Below are 23,310 nucleotides of genomic sequence, written 5' to 3' on the forward strand. Positions count from 1 at the left end.
CACGCGCAGGCGGAGCGCTGTGCGGGTGCCCGAGGGCCCGGCTCCCAAACCGCCGGCCGGGGCTCGTCGCATGGCCGGCAGGGGCGAAAAGGGCAGGTCACTCGTAGGTTCGGTGGTTCGGCTTCTCGTCGACGACGGGTGTCGAGGGGGGTACGACGACGCGGCGGCGCTTGGCGATGGACGTGAACGTGGCGACGCCGATGAATCCGACGGCCATGAGAATCACCCCGATGACATCGAGGTTGGCGCTCTCCACCTCCCAGTCGGTGGCGAACGTGAGTATTGCTCCGGCGGCGATCAGGATGATGCACCCGCCCAGACCCATGCGACTCACCTCTTCATGTCGGTCTGCTCGGATCGTCCGTTTTCAGGTACCCGACTGCGGTAGGGACATGCCCGCGGATAGGGCACGCCGCGCAAAGGATCAAGAGCGGACCGGAGAGGGCAAGGTCACAGCCTTCTCCCCTGCTGCACCTTTGCGCCCCTGTCCTAACATCCGAGCATGACGGTCCTCCCCGACGACGGGTTCTCACTGGCCGCCGAGTTCCCGGATGCGACCCATGAGCAGTGGCAGCGCCTGGTCGAAGGCGTGCTGCGCAAGGCAGGCAAGGACGCCCAGGGCACGGCGGCCGAGGACGCACTGTCCACGGCCCTGGAGGACGGGATCGCCACCCGTCCCCTGTACACGGCCCGCGGCGGTGCGGACAGCTCCGGCCTTCCCGGCTTCGCCCCCTTCACCCGGGGCGGCAGGCCCGAGGGCGGCGTGGTCTCCGGCTGGGACGTGCGCCAGCGCCACGACCGGCCCGACCCGGCGGCGGCCAACGAGGCGGTGCTGACCGACCTGGAGAACGGCGTCACCTCGCTGTGGCTGACCGTCGGGGACGCCGGGCTGCCCCTCGGGGCGCTGGGCGCCGCGCTGGACGGCGTCCTGCTGGATCTCGCCCCGGTCGTGCTGGACGCGGGCGAGGGCTTCGAGGCAGCGGCCGAGGCGTTGCTGCGGCTGTACGAGGAGCGCGGTGTCGCCCCCGCGGCGGCGCTCGGCAACCTTGGCGCCGATCCCCTCGGCCTCGCCGCGCGCACCGGCCGGCACGACGGTCTCGACGGCCGGATGGCGGCCGCCGCCGACCTCGCCCGACGGTGCGCGGCGTCGTACCCGGGCCTGCGGACGGTGACGGTGGACTCTCTGCCGTACCACGAGGCGGGCGCGAGCGCCGCGCAGGAGCTCGGCTGCTCCCTGGCGACCGGGGTCGCGTGGCTGCGCGAACTGACGGCCGCCGGACTGGGCGTGGACGCCGCCTGCGGGCAGCTCGAGTTCCGGTACGCGGCCACCGCCGACCAGTTCCTGACGATCGCCAAGCTGCGGGCCGCGCGCCGGCTGTGGTCCCGTGTCGCCGAGGTGTGCGGCGGCGCCGACCGCTTCGGGGCGCAGCGACAGCACGCGGTGACGTCGTCGGTGATGATGACGCGCCGCGACCCGTGGGTGAACATGCTGCGTACGACGGTGGCCTCGCTCGCCGCCGGAGCGGGCGGCGCCGACTCCGTGACCGTGCTGCCGTTCGACCATGCGCTGGGCCTGCCGGACGCGTTCGCGCGCCGGATCGCCCGCAACACCTCCACGATCCTGCTGGAGGAGTCGCACCTGGGCCGGGTGATCGATCCGGCGGGCGGCTCCTGGTATGTGGAGCAGCTCACGGACGAGCTGGCGCAGGCCGCGTGGGCGTGGTTCCAGGAGATCGAGCGGGCGGGCGGCCAGGCGGCCGCGCTCCGCGGCGGTCTGATCGGCGAGCGGATCGGCGCCACCTGGGAGCGCCGCAGCCGCCGGCTCGCCACGCGCCGCGAACCGGTCACCGGAGTCAGCGAGTTCCCCCTGCCGGCCGAGGCCCCGGTGCGGCGCGACGCCGCACCGGTGCGGCCGGCCGGCGGTCTGCCGGTGGTGCGCCGCGACGAGGCGTTCGAGAAGCTGCGGGCCCGCTCGGACGCGCATCTGGCGGCCACGGGCGCACGGCCGAGGGTGTTCCTCGCGGCTCTCGGGCCCGCGTCCGCGCACACCGCGCGGGCGTCGTTCGCGGCCAACCTGTTCCAGGCCGGCGGCATCGAGCCGGTCCACGAGCCGGTGAGCGTCGACGCGGGGTCGGCCGCGTCGGCGTTCACCAACAGCGGTGCGCAGGTGGCGTGCCTCTGCTCCAGCGACGCCGGGTACGCGGGGCAGGCCGGGCCGGTCGCCGAGGCCCTCAAGTCGGCGGGCGCGCGGTGGGTGTTCCTCGCCGGCCGTCCCGGCGAGCAGCGTGAGACGTACGAGAAGGCCGGGGTCGACGAGTTCGTCGTCGCGGGCGGTGACGCGGTCGCCGTGCTGACCTCGGTGCTCGACCGGATCGGAGTGGCGTGATGGGAATCCCGGATTTCACGGGGATCGAGCTGGGGCCCGCGGCGGGCGCGGCGGGTGAGGACACCTGGCGTGCGGCGCTGAAGGCGGCCACCGGCAAGGACGCGGGCGAGCTGGTGTGGGAGACGCCGGAGGGCATCCCGGTCAAGCCGCTGTACACGGACGCCGATCTGGACGGGGTCGACTTCCTCGGCACCTACCCGGGCATCGCCCCCTTCCTGCGTGGCCCGTACCCGACGATGTACGTCAACCAGCCCTGGACGATCCGTCAGTACGCGGGTTTCTCCACGGCCGAGGAGTCGAACGCCTTCTACCGGCGCAATCTCGCCGCCGGGCAGAAGGGCCTGTCGGTGGCCTTCGACCTGCCGACGCACCGGGGCTACGACAGCGACCATCCGCGGGTGACCGGCGACGTCGGCATGGCGGGGGTGGCGATCGACTCGATCCTGGACATGCGGCAGCTGTTCGACGGCATTCCGCTGGACCGGATGAGCGTGTCGATGACGATGAACGGCGCGGTGCTACCCGTGCTGGCGCTGTACATCGTGGCGGCCGAGGAGCAGGGCGTACCGCCCGAGAAGCTGGCCGGGACCATTCAGAACGACATCCTCAAGGAGTTCATGGTCCGCAACACCTACATCTATCCGCCGTCGCCCTCGATGCGGATCATCTCGGACATCTTCGCGTACACCTCGCAGAAGATGCCCCGCTACAACTCGATCTCCATCTCGGGCTACCACATCCAGGAGGCCGGAGCGACGGCCGACCTGGAGCTCGCCTACACGCTGGCCGACGGTCTGGAGTATCTGCGGGCCGGTATCGCGGCGGGCATGGACGTGGACGCGTTCGCCCCGCGGCTGTCGTTCTTCTGGGCGATCGGCATGAACTTCTTCATGGAGATCGCCAAGCTGCGCGCCGCGCGGCTGCTGTGGGCGAAGCTGGTGAAGACGTTCGACCCGAAGAACCCCAAGTCGCTGTCGCTGCGCACCCATTCGCAGACATCGGGCTGGTCGCTGACGGCACAGGACGTGTTCAACAACGTCACCCGTACCTGCATCGAGGCGATGGCCGCGACGCAGGGCCACACGCAGTCGCTGCACACCAACGCCCTCGACGAGGCGCTGGCCCTGCCGACCGACTTCTCGGCGCGCATCGCCCGCAACACCCAGCTGCTCCTCCAGCAGGAGTCGGGGACGTGCCGGGTCATCGACCCGTGGGGCGGCAGCGCGTACGTGGAGCGGCTCACGCACGATCTCGCGCGCCGTGCCTGGCAGCACATCGATGAGGTCGAGGCGGCGGGCGGCATGGCGAAGGCCATCGACGCGGGCATCCCCAAGCTGCGGGTCGAGGAGGCCGCCGCGCGGACCCAGGCCCGGATCGACTCCGGCCGGCAGCCGGTGATCGGCGTGAACAAGTACCGCGTCGAGTCCGACGAGCAGATCGACGTGCTCAAGGTCGAGAACTCCCAGGTCCGGGCACAGCAGGTGGAGAAGCTGCGCCGGCTGCGCGCCGAGCGCGACGAGGCGGCCTGTCAGGACGCGCTGCGCGCCCTGACCGCGGCCGCGGAGGCCGGGCCCGGGCAGGGCGGCGGTCTGGAGGGCAATCTGCTGGCGCTGGCCGTGGACGCGGCGCGCGCGAAGGCGAGTGTCGGGGAGATCTCCGACGCCCTGGAGAAGGTGTACGGCCGGCACTCGGGCCAGATCCGTACGATCTCGGGCGTGTACCGGAACGAGGCAGGTATGTCACCCGCGGTGGACGGCACCCGTGCCCTGGTGGACGCGTTCGAGGAGGCGGAGGGCCGCAGGCCGCGCATCCTGGTCGCCAAGATGGGGCAGGACGGGCACGACCGCGGCCAGAAGGTGATCGCGACCGCCTTCGCCGACCTCGGTTTCGACGTGGACGTCGGTCCGCTGTTCCAGACGCCCGCGGAGGTTGCCCGGCAGGCGGTCGAGGCGGACGTGCACATCGTCGGCGTCTCGTCGCTGGCCGCGGGACATCTGACGCTGGTCCCCGCTCTGCGCGAGGAGCTGGCGGCCGAGGGGCGCGAGGACATCATGATCGTCGTCGGCGGCGTGATCCCGCCTCAGGACGTCCAGGCGCTCCACGACGCGGGCGCGGCGGCGGTGTTCCCGCCGGGGACGGTGATCCCCGACGCGGCGCGGGATCTGGTCGCGACCCTGGCCGGGTCCCTCGGCCACGAGTTGTAGGCCATGCCGCCGAAGATCGACATCGACGCCTATGTCAAGGGCGTGCGAGACGGGTCGCGGGCGTACGTCGCCCGCGCCGTCACGCTCGTCGAGTCCACCCGCGCCGACCACAGGGTGCTCGCTCAGCGGTTGCTGACCGCGTTGCTGCCGTACGCGGGCTCCGCCCGGCGAGTGGGCATCAGCGGTGTGCCCGGCGTCGGGAAGTCCACGTTCATCGACGCGCTCGGGTCGATGCTCACCGGCCTCGGCCACCGGGTCGCGGTGCTCGCGGTCGACCCGTCGTCCACGCGTACCGGCGGCTCCATCCTGGGCGACAAGACCCGGATGGAGCGGCTCGCGGTGGACCCGGCCGCGTTCGTACGGCCCTCCCCCAGCGCCGGCACGCTCGGCGGCGTGGCCAAGGCGACCCGCGAGACGATCATTGTGATGGAGGCCGCCGGCTACGACGTCGTCCTGGTGGAGACGGTGGGCGTCGGCCAGTCCGAGACCGCGGTCGCGGACATGGTGGACTCGTTCCTGCTGCTGAGCCTCGCCCGCACCGGGGACCAGCTCCAGGGCATCAAGAAGGGTGTGCTGGAGCTCGCCGATGTGATCGCCGTGAACAAGGCGGACGGCCCGCACGAGCGCGACGCCCGTTCCGCCGCTCGTGAACTGGCCGGTGCGCTCCGGCTGATGCACCCGGCCGACGCGGCGTGGACTCCCCCGGTGCTGTCGTGCAGCGCCCGCGAGGAGAGCGGGCTCGACGCGGTGTGGGAGCGGCTGGAGCAGCACCGGACGGTGCTGGAGTCGACCGGGCGGCTCGCGGCGAAGCGGCGTGACCAGCAGATCGACTGGACGTGGGCCATGGTCCGCGACGCGCTGGTGGAGCGGCTGCACCGGCATCCGGCCGTACGGGATCTCGCGCCGGACGTCGAACAGCGGGTACGCGAGGGGAAGCTGACCGCGACGCTGGCGGCGGAGCGCCTGCTCGAAGCGTTCGCACGGCCGCAGTAGAGCCGGCGCGAGGGGCGGGCCGGGTGCGGTCCGCCGTCCGCACCCGGCCTCATCCCATCGGCCGCTCGACCGGACGGCCGGGTCCCCCGCTGTGTCCGTCCCAAACCTGCCGCAGGCGATGGTGTCGCCGCCGGGGGCTCCGGGTACCCGGCCGGGCGAAGCAGCGAGGGGACAGAGCAAGGAGCGTTCATCATGCTGATCGCGTTTGTGACGGCCCACGAGGGCGTGGAGCAGATCGAGCTCACCGACCCGTGGCAGGCCGCGAAGGACGCGGGCCACGAGCCCCGGCTGATCTCGACACGGCCGGGCCGGGTCCAGGCTTTCAAGCATCTCGACAAGGCGGACACCTTCCCGGTGGACCAGGTGGTCGCCGAGGCGTCCGCGGACGACTACGGTGCCCTGGTGCTGCCCGGCGGGCTGGCCAACCCGGACGCCCTGCGCATGGACAAGAAGGCGGTGGCCTTCATCAAGTCCTTCTTCGAGGCGGGCAAGCCGGTCGCCTCGATCTGCCACGGCCCGTGGACGCTGGTGGAGGCGGACGTCGTCCGCGGGCGCACCCTGACGTCCTGGCCCAGTCTGCGCACCGACATCCGCAATGCGGGCGGCGAGTGGGTGGACGAGCAGGTACGGGTCTGCGAGGCCGCGCCGAGCACCCTGATCACCAGCCGCAAGCCGGCCGACCTCAAGGCGTTCTGCGAGGCGTTCACCGCCGAGTTCACGAAAAGCGCGGGCGTCACAGCGGGCCGCTGAGCCGGTCCCGCGAGTGCTCCCGGAGGGCTGATTCCCCTGAGGGCTGATCCGCGAGGGGCGCCGGGGAGCCGATCCCGTGAGGGCTGATCCACGAGTCCGCGAGGGGCCGCCCGCCACCGGTCACGTCGGTGCCACGAGCGGCCCCGCCCCAGGGTCACGTCCGGTGCCGGGCGCCTTCACGGGTACGGCCCGCGGCGACCGGGCGGTCGGGGTGGCGTCGCAGGTACTCGCTCTCCAGCTCCTTCATGCGCACGTCGTGCGCCGCGAGCGCGGCCGCGGATCCGTACAGCAGCGTGTCATGGCGACTGCGGTGGATGGTCTCCAGCTCCCGCAGCAGGTCCTGCTCGTCCAGACGTGCCGGGTCGACACCCTTGCGCTCGGTCTCGTTCACGGCTGACCGTCCCTTCCGATTCTCGCGGTGCCCGCGCCGCCTCGACGGGCGCGGGGCCGGCGTATGGCCCGCCACCTCGCGGGTACCCGCCTGTGACGCGATACCCGGCCTCCGAGGGAGGAAGACCATGGAGCCGGCGTTTCTCACCCCTCTCTACGAGCGTCCCGGACCCTGGGCCAGCGTGCAGGTCGACACGGGGTGGACGGACGAGTCCGCTGCCGCCCGGCGCGAGCTCCAGGCGCGCGACATCTGCGACGAACTCGCCGCTCTCGGCTGCGACGAGGCGACCGGAGCCGCGGTGTACGAGGCGCTGACCGCCCGGCCCGACGGCGCGGAGGACGCCGGACGCGCCGTCTACGCGGCGGGAGGCGAAGTGGTGCTCGACCAGCCGCTGAGCGCGCGGCCACCCGCTCCCATGGACGTGACCTGGTCCGCCCTGCCCAGGGTCGCGCCCCTGCTGGACCTCGCCGCGCAGGACCCGGTGTGCGTCGTCGCCTGCATCGACCGGCTGGGCGCCGACCTGGAGGTCCGCACACCCCTCGGCGGACGCGACGCCGGGACGGTCGGCGGCAGGGAGTATCCCGTGCACCTCACGGGCCGTGCCGACCGGTCGGCACGGCACTTCCGGCAGAGCGTCGAGAACACCTGGGAGCACAACGCGGCCGAGACCGCGGCGGCCGTCGCCCAGTGCCAGGCGGACACCCACGCCGATCTGATCGTCCTCGCCGGTGATCCGCGCGAGCGCGCGGCGGTGCACCGCAGGCTGCCCGAGGCGTTGCAGGACCTGGTGGTGGAGACCGAGCACGGCGGCCGCGCCGGGGGCGCGTCGACCCGGTTGCTCGACGAGGACGTCGACCGGGCCCGGCGGGAGCATGTGCGGCGGCGGGCCGACCACGAGCTGGAGCGGTTCCGCTCGGCCCATGAAGCGACCGCCGAGGGTGTGCCGGCGCTGGTCGAGGCAGCCCGGCAGCACCGGATCGCCGAGCTCCTCGTCCGGCCCGACGGTCCCGACAACGGCCGGGAGGTCTGGATCGGGGCCGAGCCCGACCAGCTCTCGGTGCACAGGTCCGACGCCCGGTACCTCGGAGAGACGCGCCCCGAGCCCGCCCGCGCCGACGACGCGTTGCTGCGGTCGGCGGCAGTGACCGGTGCCCGCGGGGAGTGTGTACACCCCGCGGCCGGTGACGACATCCCGGCAGGCGGTCTCGGTGCGCTGCTGCGCGGGCCGTACGGGGACGGTGAGCGGACATGACGGCGCGAACCGTGTCACCGCCCGAACAGCGCGAGGTGCTGCGGGTGCTGCTGGACGAGCACGGCCCCACCTACGCCGAGGAGGCCGGGATCCGGCTGCGGGACACCCCGCAGCCGCTGTACCGGCTGCTGGTGCTCACCTGTCTGCTGAGCGCCCGTATCCGCAGTTCGGCCGCGGTCGCCTCCGCCAGGGAGCTGAGCGAGGCCGGCATGCGCAGCGCACGCGCCATGGCCGACGCGTCCTGGCAGGACCGGGTCGACGCCCTCGGCCGGGGCGGCTACCGGCGCTACGACGAGAGCACGGCGACCCAGTTGGGTAAGGCGGCCGAGCTGGTGATCGACAAGTACGGGGGAGATCTGCGCAGGATGCGCGAGGAGGCCGGCAGGGACGCCGGGAAACTGCGGAAGCTGCTGCGTGAGGTGCCGGGTCTCGGACCGGCCGGAGTGGAGATCTTCCTGCGAGAGGTGCAGAGCGTGTGGCCCGAGGCGGGTCCGCTGCTGGACGACAAGGCCCTGGAGGGGGCGCGCCGGCTGGGCCTGCCCGCCGATGCGGAAACCCTCCTGAAGGCCGCCGAGAGCCTCAGGTCCACGCCGCACACCGATCCGGCGCATCTCGCGGCGGCGCTGGTACGAGCGGCGGTGGACAGCGAGGTCGCCGATGCGGTGAGGACCGAGGCCGGGGCGACGGCGGAGAACCGCTGAAGCGTGACGGCCATCGGGACGGCGACGGAGATCGGGGCCTGAACGGTGACGGTCATCCGGCCGGTTCGGCCGGCCGGGTGACGCAGGTACGCCCGGCCGGCCGGACCGCGGGCAGGGTCGCGCCGGGGAAGGCCGTCACTTGCCGAGGGAGCGCTTCAGTTCCGCCTTGTTCATGGAGGAGCGGCCGTGCACATTGCGGCGCTGCGCCTCCGCGTACAGCTGGTCGTACGTCGGTCCTCCGGCGCCGCTCCCCGAACGCTTCCCGCCCCGGCTCGAGGAGGACATGTCCTGCTTGGACGTCTTGCTCGCCGTACGGGACTCGCCCGAGCGGGCCCGCTCCTTGTTCACCGTCCGCGCCGCGATCTCCTTGGCGCGCTTGGTGCTCTCTCCGCGCTGTTCGGCGCTCTCCTTGATGTGCTCGTACTGCCGTTCCCTCTTGGAACTGGAACCGCGTGGCATGACCACTCCTTCTGACCTGGACGGAATCCGACCCGTCCACCGTGCGCCGCTGCGAACGGTGCCGCAATCGCCGCGACCGGCTGCGGCGCCGATCGGGTACTGCGGGTACCCGGCGCCGTCCGGCGGCAATCGGGCAGCGCCCGCAGTGCTCGCGGACATGTGCCGCTGCTCCAGGCCGCGCGTAAACTCCACAGCGGGCGGCGATCGTTCCCGGTCGCCACCGCTGCCCGGAAGGGGAGTGGTCGAGACCATGCCTGCGCAGGGGTCCTTCGGAGGCGGCGGCGGGCAGAACGGCACGCCGGCGATCCTCCAGCGGCTCGCCGAGGAGAACGCCGCGCTGCGGGACGACATCACCCGGCGGCATCTGACCGATCTGGCCACCGGCATCCTTGCCGCACAGCTGCAGACCACCCCGTCGGAGGCGGCCGAGCATCTGGCACGGCTGGCACGGTCCGCGGCGACCCGCCAGGAGGACATCGCCGCCGACATCGTCAACGGTGTTGCCGGGTCCATGGCCGTGTCCGCGCCGTCCGCCGGCACGGTGTGGACCGATGCGCGCCGGCTGCGCCGGATCACGGCCGCGGCGGAGGCCGAGGACTCGGTGTCGCAGGGTGCGGCCACGCTGCTGGAGGGCGGTCTGCGTCCGCTGGGGGTGGAGGCGCTGTGGCTGTGGCGACTGACGGAGTCCGGCTGCCTGGAGCTCGTGGGGCACTCGGGTGTCAGCGCCCTGGAGGCGGCCCAGTGGCGGTGGATTCCGCCGGCCGTCCCCCTGCCCGTACGCGAGGCGCTCATGGAGGGCAGGCCGGTCTGGCTGCCGTCGGGCACCACCGACGGCCATGTGCTGCCAGGCCCCTCCGAGCGGGCGGCGCGGGCGGTCCTCCCGCTGCGGGTGCGCGGCTCGGCGGTGGGGATCGCCCTGGCGGTGTGGCCGGACAGCACCGAGCTGGACGACGAGGTGCGCACGGTGCTGCCGGGTCTGGTGGAGGTCGCCGGCCGGCTGGTCGGCGCGACGGCCGAGCCGACCGCCGAATTCCCCGCGCTGGACGACCTGCTGGACTCCCTGGTCCACCCCGCCATGACCCTGCACCGGGACGCGGGCACCTCGGCCCTGTCCATCGAGCACGTCAACGCGCAGGCCGCCGAGGCGCTCGGCGGGGCGCACCGGGTGGCGGGGCGTCCCATCGAGGTGGCGTTCCCGCTGGTGCACAGGGACCTGTCGGCGATGGCCCGGCGCGCCCAGTACGCGGGGTTCCTCCAGCGGGCGGCGCGGCTGCCCGCCGAGCACAACGGCGACTTCCCCCCTCCGCTGCTGGACGTTCGGGTGCTGCCGGCGGGCAGGGACCGCGCCGTCGTCCTCTGGCACACGGCGAGCGACCGCCGCACGGCGGTGGGGCGGGCGGTGGGGCGTCTGCAGGGGCTCGCACTGTTCGAGGACGACCTGGTCACGGGACGGACGACGTGGACCGAACAGACGTACACGATCTTCGACATGCCCCGGGACGCGACCCCGATCCCCCTCGCCGATCTGGGCTCGCGCGTGCACCCCGAGGACACGGACGATCTCGCCGAGCTGCTGGCCGATGTGGTGGAGCGCCGCAAGGGCGCGGCGGCCGTGGTCCGGGTGCTGCGGCAGGACGGCGGGCCACGGCATGTACGGATCGCCGCCGAGCCGCTGCTGCGCGAATCCACCCTCACCGGGATCACGGGCGTCTACCAGGACATCTCCGCCGAGTACCACACCGAAGTCGCGCTCACCGCGACGTTCGACCAGCTCAACGCCGTGCGCGCGCAGGCCCTGCTGCGCCACCGGCTGGTGCTCCAGTTGCAGCAGGCCATCGTGCCCGAGATCCCGTCACCGGCCGTGCTCCCGGGGCTGAGCGCCGCGGCCCGCTACCGGCCGGCGGCGGCGGAGTACCGGGTCGGCGGCGACTGGTACGACATCCTGCCGCTGCCGGGCGGGCGGGTGCTCGTCGCGGTCGGCGATGTCGCGGGGCACGGAATCGACTCGGCGACGGGCATGGTCGCGCTGCGGAACGCGCTGCGGGGACTGGCGTTCACGGGTCATCCGCCGGGCCGGCTCATGGGCTGGCTCAACGAGGTGACGCTGCATGCCCCGGGGCACCCCACGGCCACGGCGGTCTGCGCGCTGTACGACCCCTCGAACCGTGTGCTGCGCTGGGCGAGCGCGGGTCATCTGCCACTGCTGCTGGTGCGCGAGGGCCGGGGACAGCTGCTGGAGCCGCCGCACGACATCCTCCTGGGCGCCCTGCCCACGTCCTCCTACCAGGAGCGCACGACCCAACTCGTCCCCGGCGACACGCTGTTGCTGTTCACGGACGGTCTCATCGAGCGGCGGCACGACGGCCTGGACAAGGGGCTGGACGCACTGCGCCTGACCGCCGAGGAGCTCGGGCCCTGCTCCGTCCAGGAGCAGGTGGACCGGCTGCTCGGCGGGGCCACCGGGGACACGGACGACGACACGAGCCTGATCGCCATCCGCCTGCGCTGAGCCGGGGTCGGCCCGCGAGGGCCCCGCCACGTCGGCACGTGGCTGCCGTGCCGGGCGCCGGCGGGTCACACGGGTCACGGGGTCACGGGGTCACGGGGTCACGGGCGGGGCTCTCCCGACAGCAGCGTCCGGATCTTCGCCAGCAGTTGGAGGGTGTCGACGGGCTTGGCCACATAGTCGTCGGCCCCGGCGGCGAGCGCCTCGGCCCGGTCGCCCGGCATGGCCTTGGCGGTGACGACGACGATCGGCACGTGTCGGCCGCGCAGGAGCTTGCGTATGGCCGCCATGGCGGCGTAGCCGTCCATGCCGGCCATCATCACGTCCATCACGACGAGCTCGATCTCCTCGTGGGTGCGCATCAGTTCGATGCCGGCTGTGCCGTTGTCGGCGGTCAGGACGCGGATGCCTTCGCGTTCCAGTATCTCCGTGAGGGCGAACACGTTGCGGCTGTCGTCGTCCACGACGAGGACCGTGTGACCGGCCGCCGGCATGCCTGCGAGCTCATCGGCCGCCTCCGGCTCCGCGGCGGCGGCCGCCTCGGTCGAGCCCCCGCGCCCGTGGACCGGCAGATAGAGCGTGAAGCAACTGCCGCGTCCCGGGGTGCTGTCGACCTCGATCACACCGCCGAGCAGGCTGGCGACCTCACGGCTGATGGACAGCCCGAGGCCGGTGCCGCCGTAGTGGCGGGAGGTGGTGCCGTCCCCCTGCTGGAACGCGCCGAACATGCTCTCCAGCCGGTCGGCGGGGATGCCGATGCCGGTGTCCAGGACGTGGAAGGCGACGACGGGTCCGGCGCCGCGCAGGAAGGCGGGCACGTGGTCGTCGGGGACGCCGGCGACGCGCAGCTCGACACTGCCCTGCTCGGTGAACTTCAGGGCGTTGGACAGCAGGTTGCGCAGCACCTGGCGCAGCCGGGACTCGTCGGTGGTCAGCCGCTCGGGGGTCCCGGGCTCTGCGATCACCTCGAAGGCGAGGGCGTGTTCGCTCGCGACGGGCCGGAACGTGGCCTCGACGTACTCCATGAGGCCGGCGAGCGCGAACGTGCTCGGGTGGACGGGCATCTTGCCGGCCTCGACCTTGGACAGGTCCAGGATGTCGTTGATGAGCTGGAGCAGGTCCGAGCCGGCCGAGTGGATGACCTGCGCGTAGTCGACCTGCTTCTCGGTCAGGTTGCCTTCGAGGTTCTGTGCGAGCAGCTGGGCCAGGATGAGCAGGCTGTTGAGCGGGGTGCGCAGTTCGTGGCTCATGTTGGCCAGGAACTCCGACTTGTACATCGATGTCCTGGACAACTGCTGGGCGCGGGCCTCCAGTTCCTGGCGGGCCTGCTCGATCTCCAGGTTCTTGCGCTCGATGTCGCGGTTGCGGTCGGCCAGCAGGGCGGCCTTCTCCTTGAGTTCGGCGTTGGAGCGCTGGAGCTCCTCCTGGCGGGCGGTCAGTTCCTTGGATCGTGCGCTGAGTTCGGCGGTGAGCCGCTGGGACCGCTCCAGCAGTTCGTCGGTGCGCGCGTTGGCGACGAGGGTGCTCACATTGACGCCGACCGTCTCGATGAACTGGTCGAGGAAGTCGCGGTGGAGGACGGTCAGCGGACGGACGGCGGCGAGCTCGATGACGGCGAGCACCTGGCCCTCGTGGACGACGGGCAGGACGATCAGATGGCTGGGGTCGGTGCTGCCGGTGCCGGTCGTGACGGTGGCGTAGCCGGGCGGCAGGTCGTGCACCTCGATGGCGCGGTGGCTGCGGGCCGCCTGGCCCACGAGGGACTGACCGATGCGGAAGCGGCGCGGCGGCGCTTCGGGGCCCTCCGGAGAGCCGTACGAGGCGATCATGACGAGTTCGGTCCCGTCGGCTCCCTGCTCGGCGAGGAAGAAGCCGCCGTACTGGGCGCGGACCAGCGGGGGGACCTCCTCCATGATCCGTTCGGCGACGACGTCGAGGTTGCGGGTGCCCTGCATCAGGGCGGACACCCTCGCCAGGTTGGTCTTGAGCCAGTCCTGCTCCTCATTGGCCCGGATGGTGGCGCGCAGGGATTCCACCATCGCGTTGATGTTGTCCTTGAGTTCCCCGACCTCGCCCGGGGCCTCGACGGTGATGGAGCGGGTGAGGTCGCCCTCGGCCACGGCGCTGGTGACCTCCGCGATGGCACGCACCTGTCGGGTCAGGTTGCCGGCGAGTTCGTTCACGTTCTCGGTGAGCCGCTTCCAGGTGCCCGAGACACCCGCCACCTCCGCCTGTCCGCCGAGCCGGCCCTCGCTGCCGACCTCGCGTGCCACCCGGGTGACCTCGGCGGCGAACGAGGACAGCTGGTCGACCATCGTGTTGATGGTCGTCTTCAGCTCCAGGATCTCGCCGCGCGCGTCGACGTCGATCTTGCGGGTGAGGTCGCCGCGGGCGACCGCAGTGGTGACCTGGGCGATGTTGCGCACCTGGTTGGTGAGGTTGTTCGCCATGGAATTGACGTTGTCGGTGAGGTCCTTCCACGTGCCGGAGACACCGCGAACGGTGGCCTGACCGCCGAGGTTGCCGTCCGTGCCGACCTCGCGGGCCACCCGGGAGACCTCCTCGGCGAACGAGGACAGGCGGTCGACCATCGTGTTGATGGTCTCCTTGAGTTCGAGGATCTCGCCGCGGGCGTCGACGCGGATCTTCTGGGTCAGGTCGCCGCGCGCCACGGCGGTGGCGACCTGGGCGATGGAGCGCACCTGTGAGGTGAGGTTGTCGGCCATGGTGTTGACGCCGGAGGTCAGCTCGCTCCACACACCGCTGACGCGCGGCTCCCGCGCCTGGCCGCCGAGCAGACCCTGCCCGCCGACCTCGCGTGCCACGCGGGTGACCTCGGAGGTGACCAGGGAGAGCTGGTCGACCATGTCGTTGTAGATCCCCGCGATCTCGCCGAGCAGGTCCGGGGAGTCGCTCGGCAGCCGGACCGACAGGTCCCCGTCGCGTACGGCGATGAGGCCGGCCAGCAGCTTCCTCAGTCCCTCCTCGCTCAGCTCGGCGGACGGCCGGCCCCGGTCGGGGCCCGGCCCGCGGGCGGACTCGTCCATCGCAGACCTCGCGCTGTGAGGGGCGCGGTGCGCGTGCGTCACCAGGCGTCGCGGCACCGCCTACGGCTTCCTCCACTGTGGCACGCGGGCATGGCCGTGACACCCCAGCGGGAGCGCCGCCGGAGACGGCCGACGCGGGCCCGTCGCGCGGCGAACGGGACCGACTCACGCGGGCCCGTCGACGGCGACCAGGGCCGGGTGGCTCAGGCCCGTCGAGCGGCGAACGGGACCGGGTGGCTCAGGCCCGTCCAGGCGAACGGAACCGGGTGGCTCAGGCCCGTCCAGGCGAACGGAACCGGGTGGCTCAGGCCCGTCCACGGCGAACGGGACCGGCTCACTCGGGGATGTCCACCGCGAACCAGACCGTCTTTCCGGTGCCGTGCCGGGCCCATCCCCAGTCGGCGGAGAGCCGCTCCAGCAGGTAGAGGCCGTGTCCGGAGGACCGGGACGCGCGGTGCGGGCCGAGGGGGCGTGGGCGCAGTGCGCTGGTGTCGCTGACCTGGACCCAGATGCGGCCGGGCCCTCGGGCGAGCTCCAGCTCGTACGGGAAGCCGCCGTGGCGGCACGCGTTGGTGACCACCTCGGAGACGAGCAGCAGCACGTCGCCGGCGGCCACCGCGGCGTCGGGCCCGTCCAGCGGGAACCAGTCGTGCAGGGCCTCGCGCGTCAGGTCACGGCAGCGTGCCACCACCCCCGCTTCGCCGTCGAGGGCGAAGCGGCGGCCGGTGGTCACCGGGCGTAGTTGCGACGCGTTTCCCATGTTGGTGCCAGTTCCCAGCAAATCGGTATCAAAGCAGTCAAAAGAGGGAATATCTGCGAGAACAGGAATTCACCCGACGGTCCCGCTGCAGACGGCAGCGCAGGCCTCCGCCCCGTCGAAGGAAACCTGATGTCCAGCACCGCACCCACCCAGCAGTCGACCCGCACCGCAGCCGCGCCGCCACGCCCGGACCGGACGGTCCGTACCACGGCGACCGGGCTGCCGGAGATACCCGATCCCCGGGCAGTCAGCCCGGCGGACGCACGCCCGCTCTCCACGACGCTTCTGAAGCGCCTGGCCGAGCTCGACGAGGGCACATCGGAGTACGCGTACGTCCGCAACACACTGGTCGAGCTCAACCTGAGCCTGGTCAAGTTCGCGGCGGCACGCTTCGGCAACCGGGCGGAGCCGATGGAGGACATCATCCAGGTCGGCACGATCGGACTCATCAAGGCGATCAACCGGTTCGACGTGGAACGCGAGGTGGAGTTCGCGTCCTTCGCGCTGCCGACCGTGGTCGGGGAGATCAAGCGGTACTTCCGCGACTCCAGCTGGTCCGTCCGCGTGCCGAGGCGGCTGCAGGAGCTGCGGATCGAGCTCGCGAAGGCCCTCGACGTCATGGAGCAGCAGCTGGGGCGCCGGCCCACCACAGCCGAGTTGGCCGAGCATCTGCACGTCAGCAAGGAGGAGGTCCTGGAGGGCGAGCGCGCGTCCAACGGGTACACCGCCCAGTCGCTGGACACGGCGGTCAACGAGGAGGAGGCGTCCACCGGGGTCTCGCGCCGGCTGGGCGTGGAGGACCCGGCGTTCGACATCGTGGACAGCCTGGAGGCGCTCAAGCCTCTGATCGCCACGCTCGACGAGCGGGACCGGCTCATCCTGTCGCTGCGCTTCCGCGAGGAACTCACGCAGTCGGAGATCGGTGAGCGCCTGGGCATCTCCCAGATGCATGTCTCCCGGCTGCTCGCGCGGATCCTCGCGACGCTGCGCGAGGGGATCACAGCCTGAGCGACCTGAGCGCCTGAGCAGCTTCACGAGCAGATTCACGGCGGCAGGATTCACGGCGCGGCCCGGCCGTCGCCGCCGGCCGCTTCCCCGCGGTGTGCGGGCGGCGGGACGGGAACCTCGGCCCAGACGACCTTCCCCGAGCCGCGGGGTTCGGCGCCCCAGCTGCGTGCCAGGCGCTCCATGATGATGAGGCCGTGACCGCCGGGCTGGGTGAGGTCGTTCGGCATACGGCGGCGCGGCGGCGCGGGGCTGGCGTCCAGCACCTCTATCCGCAACCGCGGTCCGAACTGGTGCAGGACGAGTTCCTGCGGCCCGCCCGCGTGCAGGCAGGCGTTCGTCACGATCTCGGAGACGAGGAGCAGCACGTCCTCGACGACCTCGCCGTTCTCGTCGTCGAGTCCGATCAGGTCCCTGTCCCGCGTCCATCCCCAGTCGTACAGCGCGTCCTGGGTGAAGTCGCGGCACCGGCTCACCACGCCCTTCGTGCCGTACAGCGCCAGCCTGCGGGTCTGCCCGGGGCCGCGGAGGGTCGTGTTCATCGGTCCCCCCGCTATGCCGGCCGCTCGTCCGCCAGCGCTTCCTCGACGCCGGCGTACACCTGGAAGACCGCTTGCGCTCCGGTGATCTCGAACATCCGGGCCACCGGGGGGCGCAGCGCGGCGAGTTCGATGCGTCCGCCGGCCTCCTGCGCCGCGAGCCGGGCGTGCAGCAGGACGTTCAGGCCGGTGGAGTCGCAGAATCTCAGCGGCCCGAAGTCGACGAGGATGCGCCGGGCTCCCTGGCCCACATGCCGCTCCAGTGCCTCGCGCAGCGGTCCGGCCGTGTCATGGTCGAGTTCGCCGCTGAGCGTGAGGACGACGGCGTCCGCCCGCCGCGCGGTGGTCAAGGAGAACCGCTCCTCTCCGGTGGCCGCCGGATTCCCGGCCCCCCTGGTGGCTTCCGGACCCATGGACTCCCGCCTCCTCGACCTCGCGCCGGCGCCGGAGCGGCTTCCGGCTCTTCGACTGTTGACCGGACGGACCGTCGTGCCCACCGCCTTCCGTCGGCGTCCTCACGCCGCGGACCGGTGGACGGCCGTACCGGAGCCTGCGGGTACCCCGCCTTCGACGCAGGCACACCAGCCCCTGTGAATTCCACACGGACAAGTGCGAGCATGGATCAACAGCCGCCGAGGGGGTACATGACGTTCCCGACGTTGGACGGAGCACCGGCGATGAACCCCATCAAGGAAACTCCGCGCGCCGCACCGCTGCGGCCGCCTTCCGGCCGGGTGGCGGGCGCGGGCGGCAGTGCTGCGGCCACGGCGTCCCGGACGGAACCCGAGCCGCTGCCCGAGGACCACACCCAGGCGATCCTCCAGGCCACCAAAGAGGTGGCCGCGCTGCTCAAGGCATCCGGCTACCCCTTCGCCCTGGTCGGGAGCGTGGCCGTGTACGCGTACGGCGTCCCCCTGCGGCTCCAGCACGACTCGGACTTCTGCCTGCGGCGCAAGGACGCGGAGGGCGTGGTGCGGGCCCTCACCGACGGCGGGGTGGAGGTCGTGTCCCCACCGGAGGACTGGCTGGTGAAAGCACGGACCGGCGGCGAGGAGATCGACCTGATCTTCGAGCTGGCGCACCGGCCGGTCACCAAGGAGTTGCTGGACCGGGCGGAGGTCATGCCGGTGGACTCCGTGCACATGCCCGTGCTCGCGCCGACCGACCTGATGAGCAGCAGGCTCGCGGCACTGTCCGAGCACCACTGCGACTTCGGGCGGTTGTTGCCCGTCGCGCGGGCGCTGCGCGAACGGGTCGACTGGGACGCGCTGCGCCGCGAGTACGCGGCGTCCCCCATGCCCGACGCGTTTCTCTATCTGCTGGAGCGGCTCGATGTGATCCCGCCGCGGCCCGGTGGCCCGGGAGGTGTGCCGTGAACGGCCTCCAGGCCTCCGAGTACCGCATCGCGCGCCTGCTTGAGCGGCTCGCGGAGGAGGACATCGCGGAACTGGGCGTCCAGATCGACATGCGCGGTGGATACGTGCACCTGAACGGCACCGTGGCCAGCGCCGCCTGCAGGGCCGAGATCCTGCGCATCGCCGAAGCCGAACTCGGCGGGCTGCCGGTGCGCGCCGATCTGATGATCGCCGGCGCCACAGCCCCCGAAAGCCCCGAGGAGCTGGAGTGATACGCGTAGCCGCCGTCGGAGACATCCATCTGGGTCCGGACAGCCACGGTGCGCTGCGTCCGGCCTTCGACACCCTCGGCGCGAGCGCCGACGTCCTGCTGCTGGCCGGTGACCTGACGCGGCACGGAACGGTGGAGGAGGCGGAGGTCGTGGCCGCCGAGGTCGAGGGGCTCGGCGTGCCCGTCGTCGCAGTGCTGGGGAACCACGACTACCACAGCGACCAGGAGGACAAGGTCTCCGCGGTCCTCGAGCGGGCCGGGGTCACGGTGCTCGAGGGTTCCGGGACGGTGCTGGACATCGCCGGCACCCGGCTCGGGGTCGCCGGTACGAAGGGCTTCGGCGGCGGGTTCGCGGGGCGCAGCGCAGGCGAGTTCGGCGAACCGGAGATGAAGGCGTTCGTCCGCTACACCCGGCGGTGCGCGGCGGATCTGTGCCGTTCACTGCTGGAGCTGGCGGACCGCGGCTGCGCGGTGCGGATCGCGCTCACGCACTACTCCCCGGTACCGGACACCCTCGCCGGCGAGCCACCGGAGATCTATCCGTTCCTGGGCAGCTACCTGCTGGCGGAGGCGGTTGACGAGGGCCGCGCCGACCTCGCCGTGCACGGACACGCGCATCTGGGCACCGAGCACGGCCTGACGGCCGGTGGTGTGAAGGTCCGCAATGTCGCGCAGCCGGTGATCGGGCACGCCTTCGCCGTCTACCACCTGCCGGTGCGGGCGACCGCCGCCACATGAGCCGGGCCGCGAAAGCGGCCTTCATTGCACGTTTTGGCCGTGAAGTCCCGGGCAGCCGCGTTTTGTACTTCGGACGGAAGCACACCCCGCGGGAGTCGACGCTCCGGGTGCGGGAGACCGGCCCCGAGCGCTTCCACGGGTGAGTCGAATCCTTCAAGGCACCACACCCTGCAGGAAGACCCGACATCATGCGCACGTTGCCACAAGGCAAGCATTCGCACTCCGACGCCCCCGACACCGCAGAGGCCTTCCAGAGGATGGCCGAGCTGGACGACGGGCCGGAACGGCAGGAACTGCGGCAGGAGATCGTGGCGGCCTGGCTGCCCATGGCCGAACGGATCGCGGGCCGGTTCCGCAACCGCGGCGAATCCCTGGAGGATCTTCAACAGGTCGCCGCACTCGGTCTGGTGAAGGCCGTCGACCGCTACGACCCCTCGCGCGGAGCCTTCGAGAGCTTCGCCGTCCCCACCGTCGTCGGTGAGGTCAAGCGTCACTTCCGGGACCACATGTGGGCCCTACACGTACCCCGCCGGGTGCAGGACCTGCGCAACAGGGTCCGCTTCGCACGTCAGGACCTGACCCAGACGATTTCGGGCCGCTCCCCCACGGTCACCGAGATCGCGGAGCGGGCGGGCGTGTGCGAGGAGGACGCGCTCCTCGGTCTGGAGGCTCTGGAGAGCTTCACCGCCCTGTCCCTCGATGCCGAGCTGCCCGGCGCGGACGACGGCTACTCCCTCGGGGACACCCTCGGCTCCGCCGATCCGGCGATCGACGTCCTCGTCGACCGCGAGGCGGTCAAACCGGGCTTGCGCAAGCTGCCGGAACGGGAGCAGAGCATCCTCTACATGCGTTTCTTCCGCGATATGACACAGAGCAGCATCGCCCAGACCCTCGGCATCTCCCAGATGCACGTCTCCCGGCTCATCAGCCGCTGCTGCGACCAGCTGCGCAACGAGGTCATGCGGGACGCCGCATGAGCGGTAATGCCACGAGACCGAGCACTTCGCCCGCGGTGCGGGGAATGCTGAGCGCATGGATCTTCGCGAGACGCTGCGCCCCGACGCCACCATCTCCGTCCTGACCCAGGGCTATGCCTGGCTCCCCGACCTGCTGCGCCGGGAGGGCGGCGCGCCCGTCCGCACACGGTTTCTGGGCCGCCGGGCCGTCCTGCTGCACGGCGTGGACGCGGCGCGTTTCTTCTACGACGAACGCCATGTCAGGCGCGACGGCGCGCTGCCCGGTCCCGTGCTCGACACCCTGTTCGGGCGCGGGGCCGTGCACACCCTGGACGGCGCGAGCCACCGCACCCGCAAGGCGCTGTTCGTGTCCCTGCTGGGGGACGAGCAGGCCGTGGGCCGTCTTGCGGAGAACGCGGGCACCGAGTGGGACCTCGCGGCCCGGTCGTGGGCCACGATGCCGCGCACCGAGCTGTTCACCGAGGCCGCACGGGTGATCACACGGGCGGTCTGCTCCTGGGCTGGCTTCCCGCTCGGTGAGGACGAGGCCCCGGCCGTGGCGGACGACCTCGTGGCCATGGTCGACGGATTCGCCACCGCGGGCCCCCGGCACCGCCGGGCCCGGCAGGCCAGGGCCCGTCAGGAGGCGCGTATCGGGGAGCTGGTCGAGGCGGTGCGCCGCGACGCGGTCCCGGACGAGGACGGCGCTCCGCGCGGATCGGCGCTGCGCGCCGTCGCGCTGCACCGGGACGCGGACGGCCGGCCGCTGGACACGCACACGGCGGCGGCGGAGGTGCTCAACATCGTGCGCCCCACGGCCGCCCTCGCCTGGTTCGTGGCGTTCGCCGGGCACGCGCTGCACCGCTGGCCCCGGCACCGCGAGGCGCTGCGGGCCGGCGATCCGGCGTACGCGGAGGCGTTCACCCACGAGGTCCGCCGCTTCTACCCCTTCGTGCCCTTCGTGGCCGGTCTGGCAGCGACGGATCTGCGCTGGGAGGAGGAGGAGATCGCCGAGGACACGCTGGTCGTCCTCGACGTGTACGGGCACCACCACGATCCGGCCCTGTGGCCCGACCCGTACACCTTCGACCCGGCCCGTTTCACCGGCGGCCCTCCCGCCGACCCGTACGGCCTCATTCCGCAGGGCGGCGGCGACGTGGCGACCGGCCACCGCTGCCCCGGCGAGGACATCGCCGTCGCACTCCTGGCCACCCTGGCGGTACGGCTGGCACGGCTGGACTACGAGGTGCCGCCGCAGGACCTGTCGATCCCGCTGAGCCGGATCCCCACCCGGCCCGCCGACGGGTTCGTCATCGCCGTGCGGTCCGCTCCGGAGAACTGACGCCGCGTTCCCGGCGGTGCACCGGAGCCCGGTCAGTGGGCGGCGGGACTGCGCCTGCGGCGTCCGCGCGCCCGGTCCAGCAGCGAGAGGAATTGCGGGCGGCGCTCGCGCCGCTCCCTGGTGTGGCGGTCGAGCTCCTCCATCAGGCGCCGGGAGCGGTGGTCGAGGTCGAGTTCGTCGAGGATGCGGTCGACCTCCGTGAGCAGGGCGCCGTAGAGCTGCCACTGCCGGGGCAGGTCCCGTGCGCCCCGCAGCAGCAGCTCGGCGACGTTGTCCCGGCTCGTACGGGCGGCCGCGAGTTCGCCGGTCAGCCGCTCCTCGGCGGCATCCGCGCTGCCGCTGGTCGTGGTGGTGACGAGGACGGCGAAGCTGACGAGGGTGTCGGCGACGTGGCCGAGCAGTTCCTGGAGGGCGACGCCCACCTCGTGCGGGAAGAGGGCCTCGTCCCTGCGTTCCTTGGCCAGGTCCGTGAGCGTGCGCGCCAGTACGCGCAGGACGACCGCGCAGATCTCCAGCGTGTCGAGCCCGGTGCGCAGCACGATGCGGTGCAGCAGGCCCTCCTTGACACGTGGGTTGAGCCGCAGGCTGTCCTCCGCCTGCCGCAGCGCCGCGTCCACGTCGGCGACGTCGTTGTCGAGCCGGCGTGCCTCGTGGAGGCGGGCCGCGGCGCGTTCGACAGGCGTCGGGCTGGTCAGTTCCTCGCCGATCCGCAGCAGCAGCAGCCGCATGCGCCGAGCCAGGTCCTCGATGGAGTCCCCGGCCGTCTCCACCCAGACCGGCGGCACGAAGACGACGTTGAACAGCAGGCCCACCACCGCCCCGATCAGCGTCTCCAGCACCCGGTCCCAGGCCGTGTCGGCGACCTGGGTCACGCCGAGCACGAGCATGGCGCTGATCGCCACCTCGGGCACGAACTCGTCGACGCGCACGAAGTGGCCGACCACGAGGGAGGCGAGGATGATCAGGCCGAGGCTCCACCAGCTCAGTCCGACGAGCACGCTGAACCCGATGGCGATGAGTACGCCGACGACGACGGAGTTCACCCGCCGGATACCGGTGGTGAGGGTGGAGTAGAGGGTGACCTGGACGACCAGGAGCGCGGTGAGGGGGGCCGTCAGCGGCGGCGCCGAGCTGTTGACCGCGTGCAGGGCGACGACGTAGGAGATGGTCGCCGCCGCCGTGGAGCGCAGAGTCTGGGTGACGACGGGCTCCTTGCGCCGGCGCACGAAGCCGGCGACGGGCTCGGGAAGCGCTCTGCGAACTTCGGGCACCTTGGTCCTTCCCTGGCCGGATCGGCCTTCCCTCGCCGGTCCGGCCGGCCGCTGCGGGCGCCCGCCTGGTCAGCAGCCGCCGGACGCCGCGCGCTTGCCCATGGGCTGCGCGCCGGAGCGGGTGTGGCGGTGTACGTAGCGTTCGGCTGCCAGCACCGCCTCGCGGGCCGTGCGCTCGCACATCAGGACGCACAGCGTGTAGGCGGTGTCCTCGAAGCGTCTTCGGGCGTGCTCGTCGTGCGGAGCGGCGAGGAGGTGGTGTTCCTGGGCCCGGTAGCGGGCAATCAGCCTGGTGATGACGCTCGTGTCGGGCATCAGCATCGTGGGTCTCCCGGTTTCTGCGGCCCCCGGCCACACGGCGGAACGACGTCCGTCCGGTGCCTC

General features: G+C 72.2%; 22 protein-coding genes. 13 read left to right on the forward strand and 9 right to left on the reverse strand.

The genetic code is table 11. The features are described from left to right. Positions 1-97: 97 nt before the first annotated feature. Positions 98-325 (reverse strand): hypothetical protein, encoded by a 228-nt coding sequence (locus J7E88_RS12255; RefSeq protein WP_215180020.1) that lies wholly within the window; start codon positions 323-325, stop codon positions 98-100. Between the two features lie 177 nt (positions 326-502). Here J7E88_RS12255 and J7E88_RS12260 point away from each other — a divergent pair, with 177 nt between their 5' ends. From J7E88_RS12260 to J7E88_RS12275, 4 genes are all read left to right on the forward strand, one after another. Continuing rightward, positions 503-2,386, forward strand: coding sequence for a methylmalonyl-CoA mutase family protein (locus tag J7E88_RS12260; RefSeq protein WP_215180022.1), 1,884 nt, complete (start codon positions 503-505; stop codon positions 2,384-2,386). Continuing rightward, on the forward strand, positions 2,386-4,590 hold the full coding sequence (scpA, locus tag J7E88_RS12265) for a methylmalonyl-CoA mutase (protein ID WP_215180024.1): 2,205 nt from the start codon (positions 2,386-2,388) through the stop codon (positions 4,588-4,590). Before J7E88_RS12260 ends, scpA begins: the two co-directional genes overlap by 1 nt. Positions 4,591-4,593: 3 nt before the next feature. Then, the gene (meaB, locus tag J7E88_RS12270) at positions 4,594-5,583 is read left to right on the forward strand and encodes a methylmalonyl Co-A mutase-associated GTPase MeaB (RefSeq protein WP_215180026.1); all 990 of its coding nucleotides are present in this window, start codon (positions 4,594-4,596) and stop codon (positions 5,581-5,583) included. Between the two features lie 192 nt (positions 5,584-5,775). Beyond that, positions 5,776-6,333 carry a type 1 glutamine amidotransferase domain-containing protein gene (locus J7E88_RS12275; protein ID WP_215180028.1) on the forward strand — a complete coding sequence of 186 codons (558 nt, stop codon included), beginning with the start codon at positions 5,776-5,778 and terminating at the stop codon, positions 6,331-6,333. A 154-nt stretch (positions 6,334-6,487) separates the two neighbouring features. Here J7E88_RS12275 and J7E88_RS12280 read toward each other — a convergent pair whose 3' ends face one another. Next, the gene (locus J7E88_RS12280) at positions 6,488-6,724 is read right to left on the reverse strand and encodes a DUF6158 family protein (RefSeq protein WP_215180030.1); all 237 of its coding nucleotides are present in this window, start codon (positions 6,722-6,724) and stop codon (positions 6,488-6,490) included. A 127-nt stretch (positions 6,725-6,851) separates the two neighbouring features. Between J7E88_RS12280 and J7E88_RS12285 the strand changes: the two genes are divergently transcribed. Both J7E88_RS12285 and J7E88_RS12290 read left to right on the forward strand, forming a co-directional pair. Then, positions 6,852-7,976 carry a Vms1/Ankzf1 family peptidyl-tRNA hydrolase gene (locus J7E88_RS12285; RefSeq protein WP_215180031.1) on the forward strand — a complete coding sequence of 375 codons (1,125 nt, stop codon included), beginning with the start codon at positions 6,852-6,854 and terminating at the stop codon, positions 7,974-7,976. Further along, the gene (locus J7E88_RS12290; RefSeq protein ID WP_215180033.1) at positions 7,973-8,677 is read left to right on the forward strand and encodes an endonuclease; all 705 of its coding nucleotides are present in this window, start codon (positions 7,973-7,975) and stop codon (positions 8,675-8,677) included. Before J7E88_RS12285 ends, J7E88_RS12290 begins: the two co-directional genes overlap by 4 nt. Positions 8,678-8,812: 135 nt before the next feature. Here the strand turns inward: J7E88_RS12290 and J7E88_RS12295 are convergent, their stop codons facing one another. Then, entirely contained in the window at positions 8,813-9,136 is a 324-nt protein-coding gene (locus J7E88_RS12295) for a plasmid stabilization protein (protein WP_215180035.1), read from the reverse strand. Between the two features lie 250 nt (positions 9,137-9,386). Between J7E88_RS12295 and J7E88_RS12300 the strand changes: the two genes are divergently transcribed. Continuing rightward, the gene (locus J7E88_RS12300; protein WP_215180037.1) at positions 9,387-11,645 is read left to right on the forward strand and encodes a SpoIIE family protein phosphatase; all 2,259 of its coding nucleotides are present in this window, start codon (positions 9,387-9,389) and stop codon (positions 11,643-11,645) included. Positions 11,646-11,743: 98 nt separating this feature from the next. Here the strand turns inward: J7E88_RS12300 and J7E88_RS12305 are convergent, their stop codons facing one another. Together J7E88_RS12305 and J7E88_RS12310 are read right to left on the reverse strand one after the other, a co-directional pair. After that, positions 11,744-14,689 carry a HAMP domain-containing protein gene (locus J7E88_RS12305; RefSeq protein WP_215180039.1) on the reverse strand — a complete coding sequence of 982 codons (2,946 nt, stop codon included), beginning with the start codon at positions 14,687-14,689 and terminating at the stop codon, positions 11,744-11,746. A 334-nt stretch (positions 14,690-15,023) separates the two neighbouring features. Continuing rightward, a complete protein-coding gene (locus J7E88_RS12310; RefSeq protein WP_215180041.1) occupies positions 15,024-15,449 on the reverse strand; it encodes an ATP-binding protein in 426 nt (141 codons plus the stop codon). A gap of 129 nt (positions 15,450-15,578) precedes the next feature. On the opposite strand from J7E88_RS12310, the gene J7E88_RS12315 reads away from it, so the two are divergent. Beyond that, positions 15,579-16,457, forward strand: coding sequence for a SigB/SigF/SigG family RNA polymerase sigma factor (locus J7E88_RS12315; RefSeq protein WP_215180043.1), 879 nt, complete (start codon positions 15,579-15,581; stop codon positions 16,455-16,457). A 50-nt stretch (positions 16,458-16,507) separates the two neighbouring features. Here the strand turns inward: J7E88_RS12315 and J7E88_RS12320 are convergent, their stop codons facing one another. Together J7E88_RS12320 and J7E88_RS12325 are read right to left on the reverse strand one after the other, a co-directional pair. Next, the gene (locus tag J7E88_RS12320; RefSeq protein ID WP_215180045.1) at positions 16,508-16,996 is read right to left on the reverse strand and encodes an ATP-binding protein; all 489 of its coding nucleotides are present in this window, start codon (positions 16,994-16,996) and stop codon (positions 16,508-16,510) included. An 11-nt stretch (positions 16,997-17,007) separates the two neighbouring features. Beyond that, a complete protein-coding gene (locus tag J7E88_RS12325) occupies positions 17,008-17,406 on the reverse strand; it encodes an STAS domain-containing protein (protein ID WP_215180047.1) in 399 nt (132 codons plus the stop codon). 264 nt (positions 17,407-17,670) lie between these two features. Here J7E88_RS12325 and J7E88_RS12330 point away from each other — a divergent pair, with 264 nt between their 5' ends. The 5 genes from J7E88_RS12330 (at position 17,671) to J7E88_RS12350 (ending at position 21,655) form a co-directional block, all read left to right on the forward strand. Continuing rightward, complete coding sequence (locus tag J7E88_RS12330; protein ID WP_215180049.1) at positions 17,671-18,369, forward strand: nucleotidyltransferase family protein; 699 nt, start codon at positions 17,671-17,673, stop codon at positions 18,367-18,369. Further along, entirely contained in the window at positions 18,366-18,620 is a 255-nt protein-coding gene (locus J7E88_RS12335; RefSeq protein ID WP_215180051.1) for a hypothetical protein, read from the forward strand. Before J7E88_RS12330 ends, J7E88_RS12335 begins: the two co-directional genes overlap by 4 nt. Continuing rightward, the gene (locus J7E88_RS12340) at positions 18,617-19,357 is read left to right on the forward strand and encodes a metallophosphoesterase (protein ID WP_215180053.1); all 741 of its coding nucleotides are present in this window, start codon (positions 18,617-18,619) and stop codon (positions 19,355-19,357) included. The genes J7E88_RS12335 and J7E88_RS12340 overlap by 4 nt, the downstream gene beginning before the upstream one ends. A gap of 188 nt (positions 19,358-19,545) precedes the next feature. Next, on the forward strand, positions 19,546-20,334 hold the full coding sequence (locus tag J7E88_RS12345) for an RNA polymerase sigma factor SigF (RefSeq protein WP_215180055.1): 789 nt from the start codon (positions 19,546-19,548) through the stop codon (positions 20,332-20,334). Positions 20,335-20,389: 55 nt separating this feature from the next. Then, positions 20,390-21,655: a cytochrome P450 gene (locus tag J7E88_RS12350; protein ID WP_215180057.1), complete on the forward strand. Its 1,266-nt coding sequence runs from the start codon at positions 20,390-20,392 to the stop codon at positions 21,653-21,655. Positions 21,656-21,687: 32 nt separating this feature from the next. Here J7E88_RS12350 and J7E88_RS12355 read toward each other — a convergent pair whose 3' ends face one another. Together J7E88_RS12355 and J7E88_RS12360 are read right to left on the reverse strand one after the other, a co-directional pair. Beyond that, entirely contained in the window at positions 21,688-22,926 is a 1,239-nt protein-coding gene (locus J7E88_RS12355; RefSeq protein WP_215180060.1) for an aromatic acid exporter family protein, read from the reverse strand. A 69-nt stretch (positions 22,927-22,995) separates the two neighbouring features. Further along, a complete protein-coding gene (locus J7E88_RS12360; protein WP_215180062.1) occupies positions 22,996-23,247 on the reverse strand; it encodes a DUF5133 domain-containing protein in 252 nt (83 codons plus the stop codon). Positions 23,248-23,310 lie beyond the last annotated feature (63 nt).

This window comes from Streptomyces sp. ISL-10, from assembly GCF_018614575.1.
Lineage (GTDB): Bacteria > Actinomycetota > Actinomycetes > Streptomycetales > Streptomycetaceae > Streptomyces.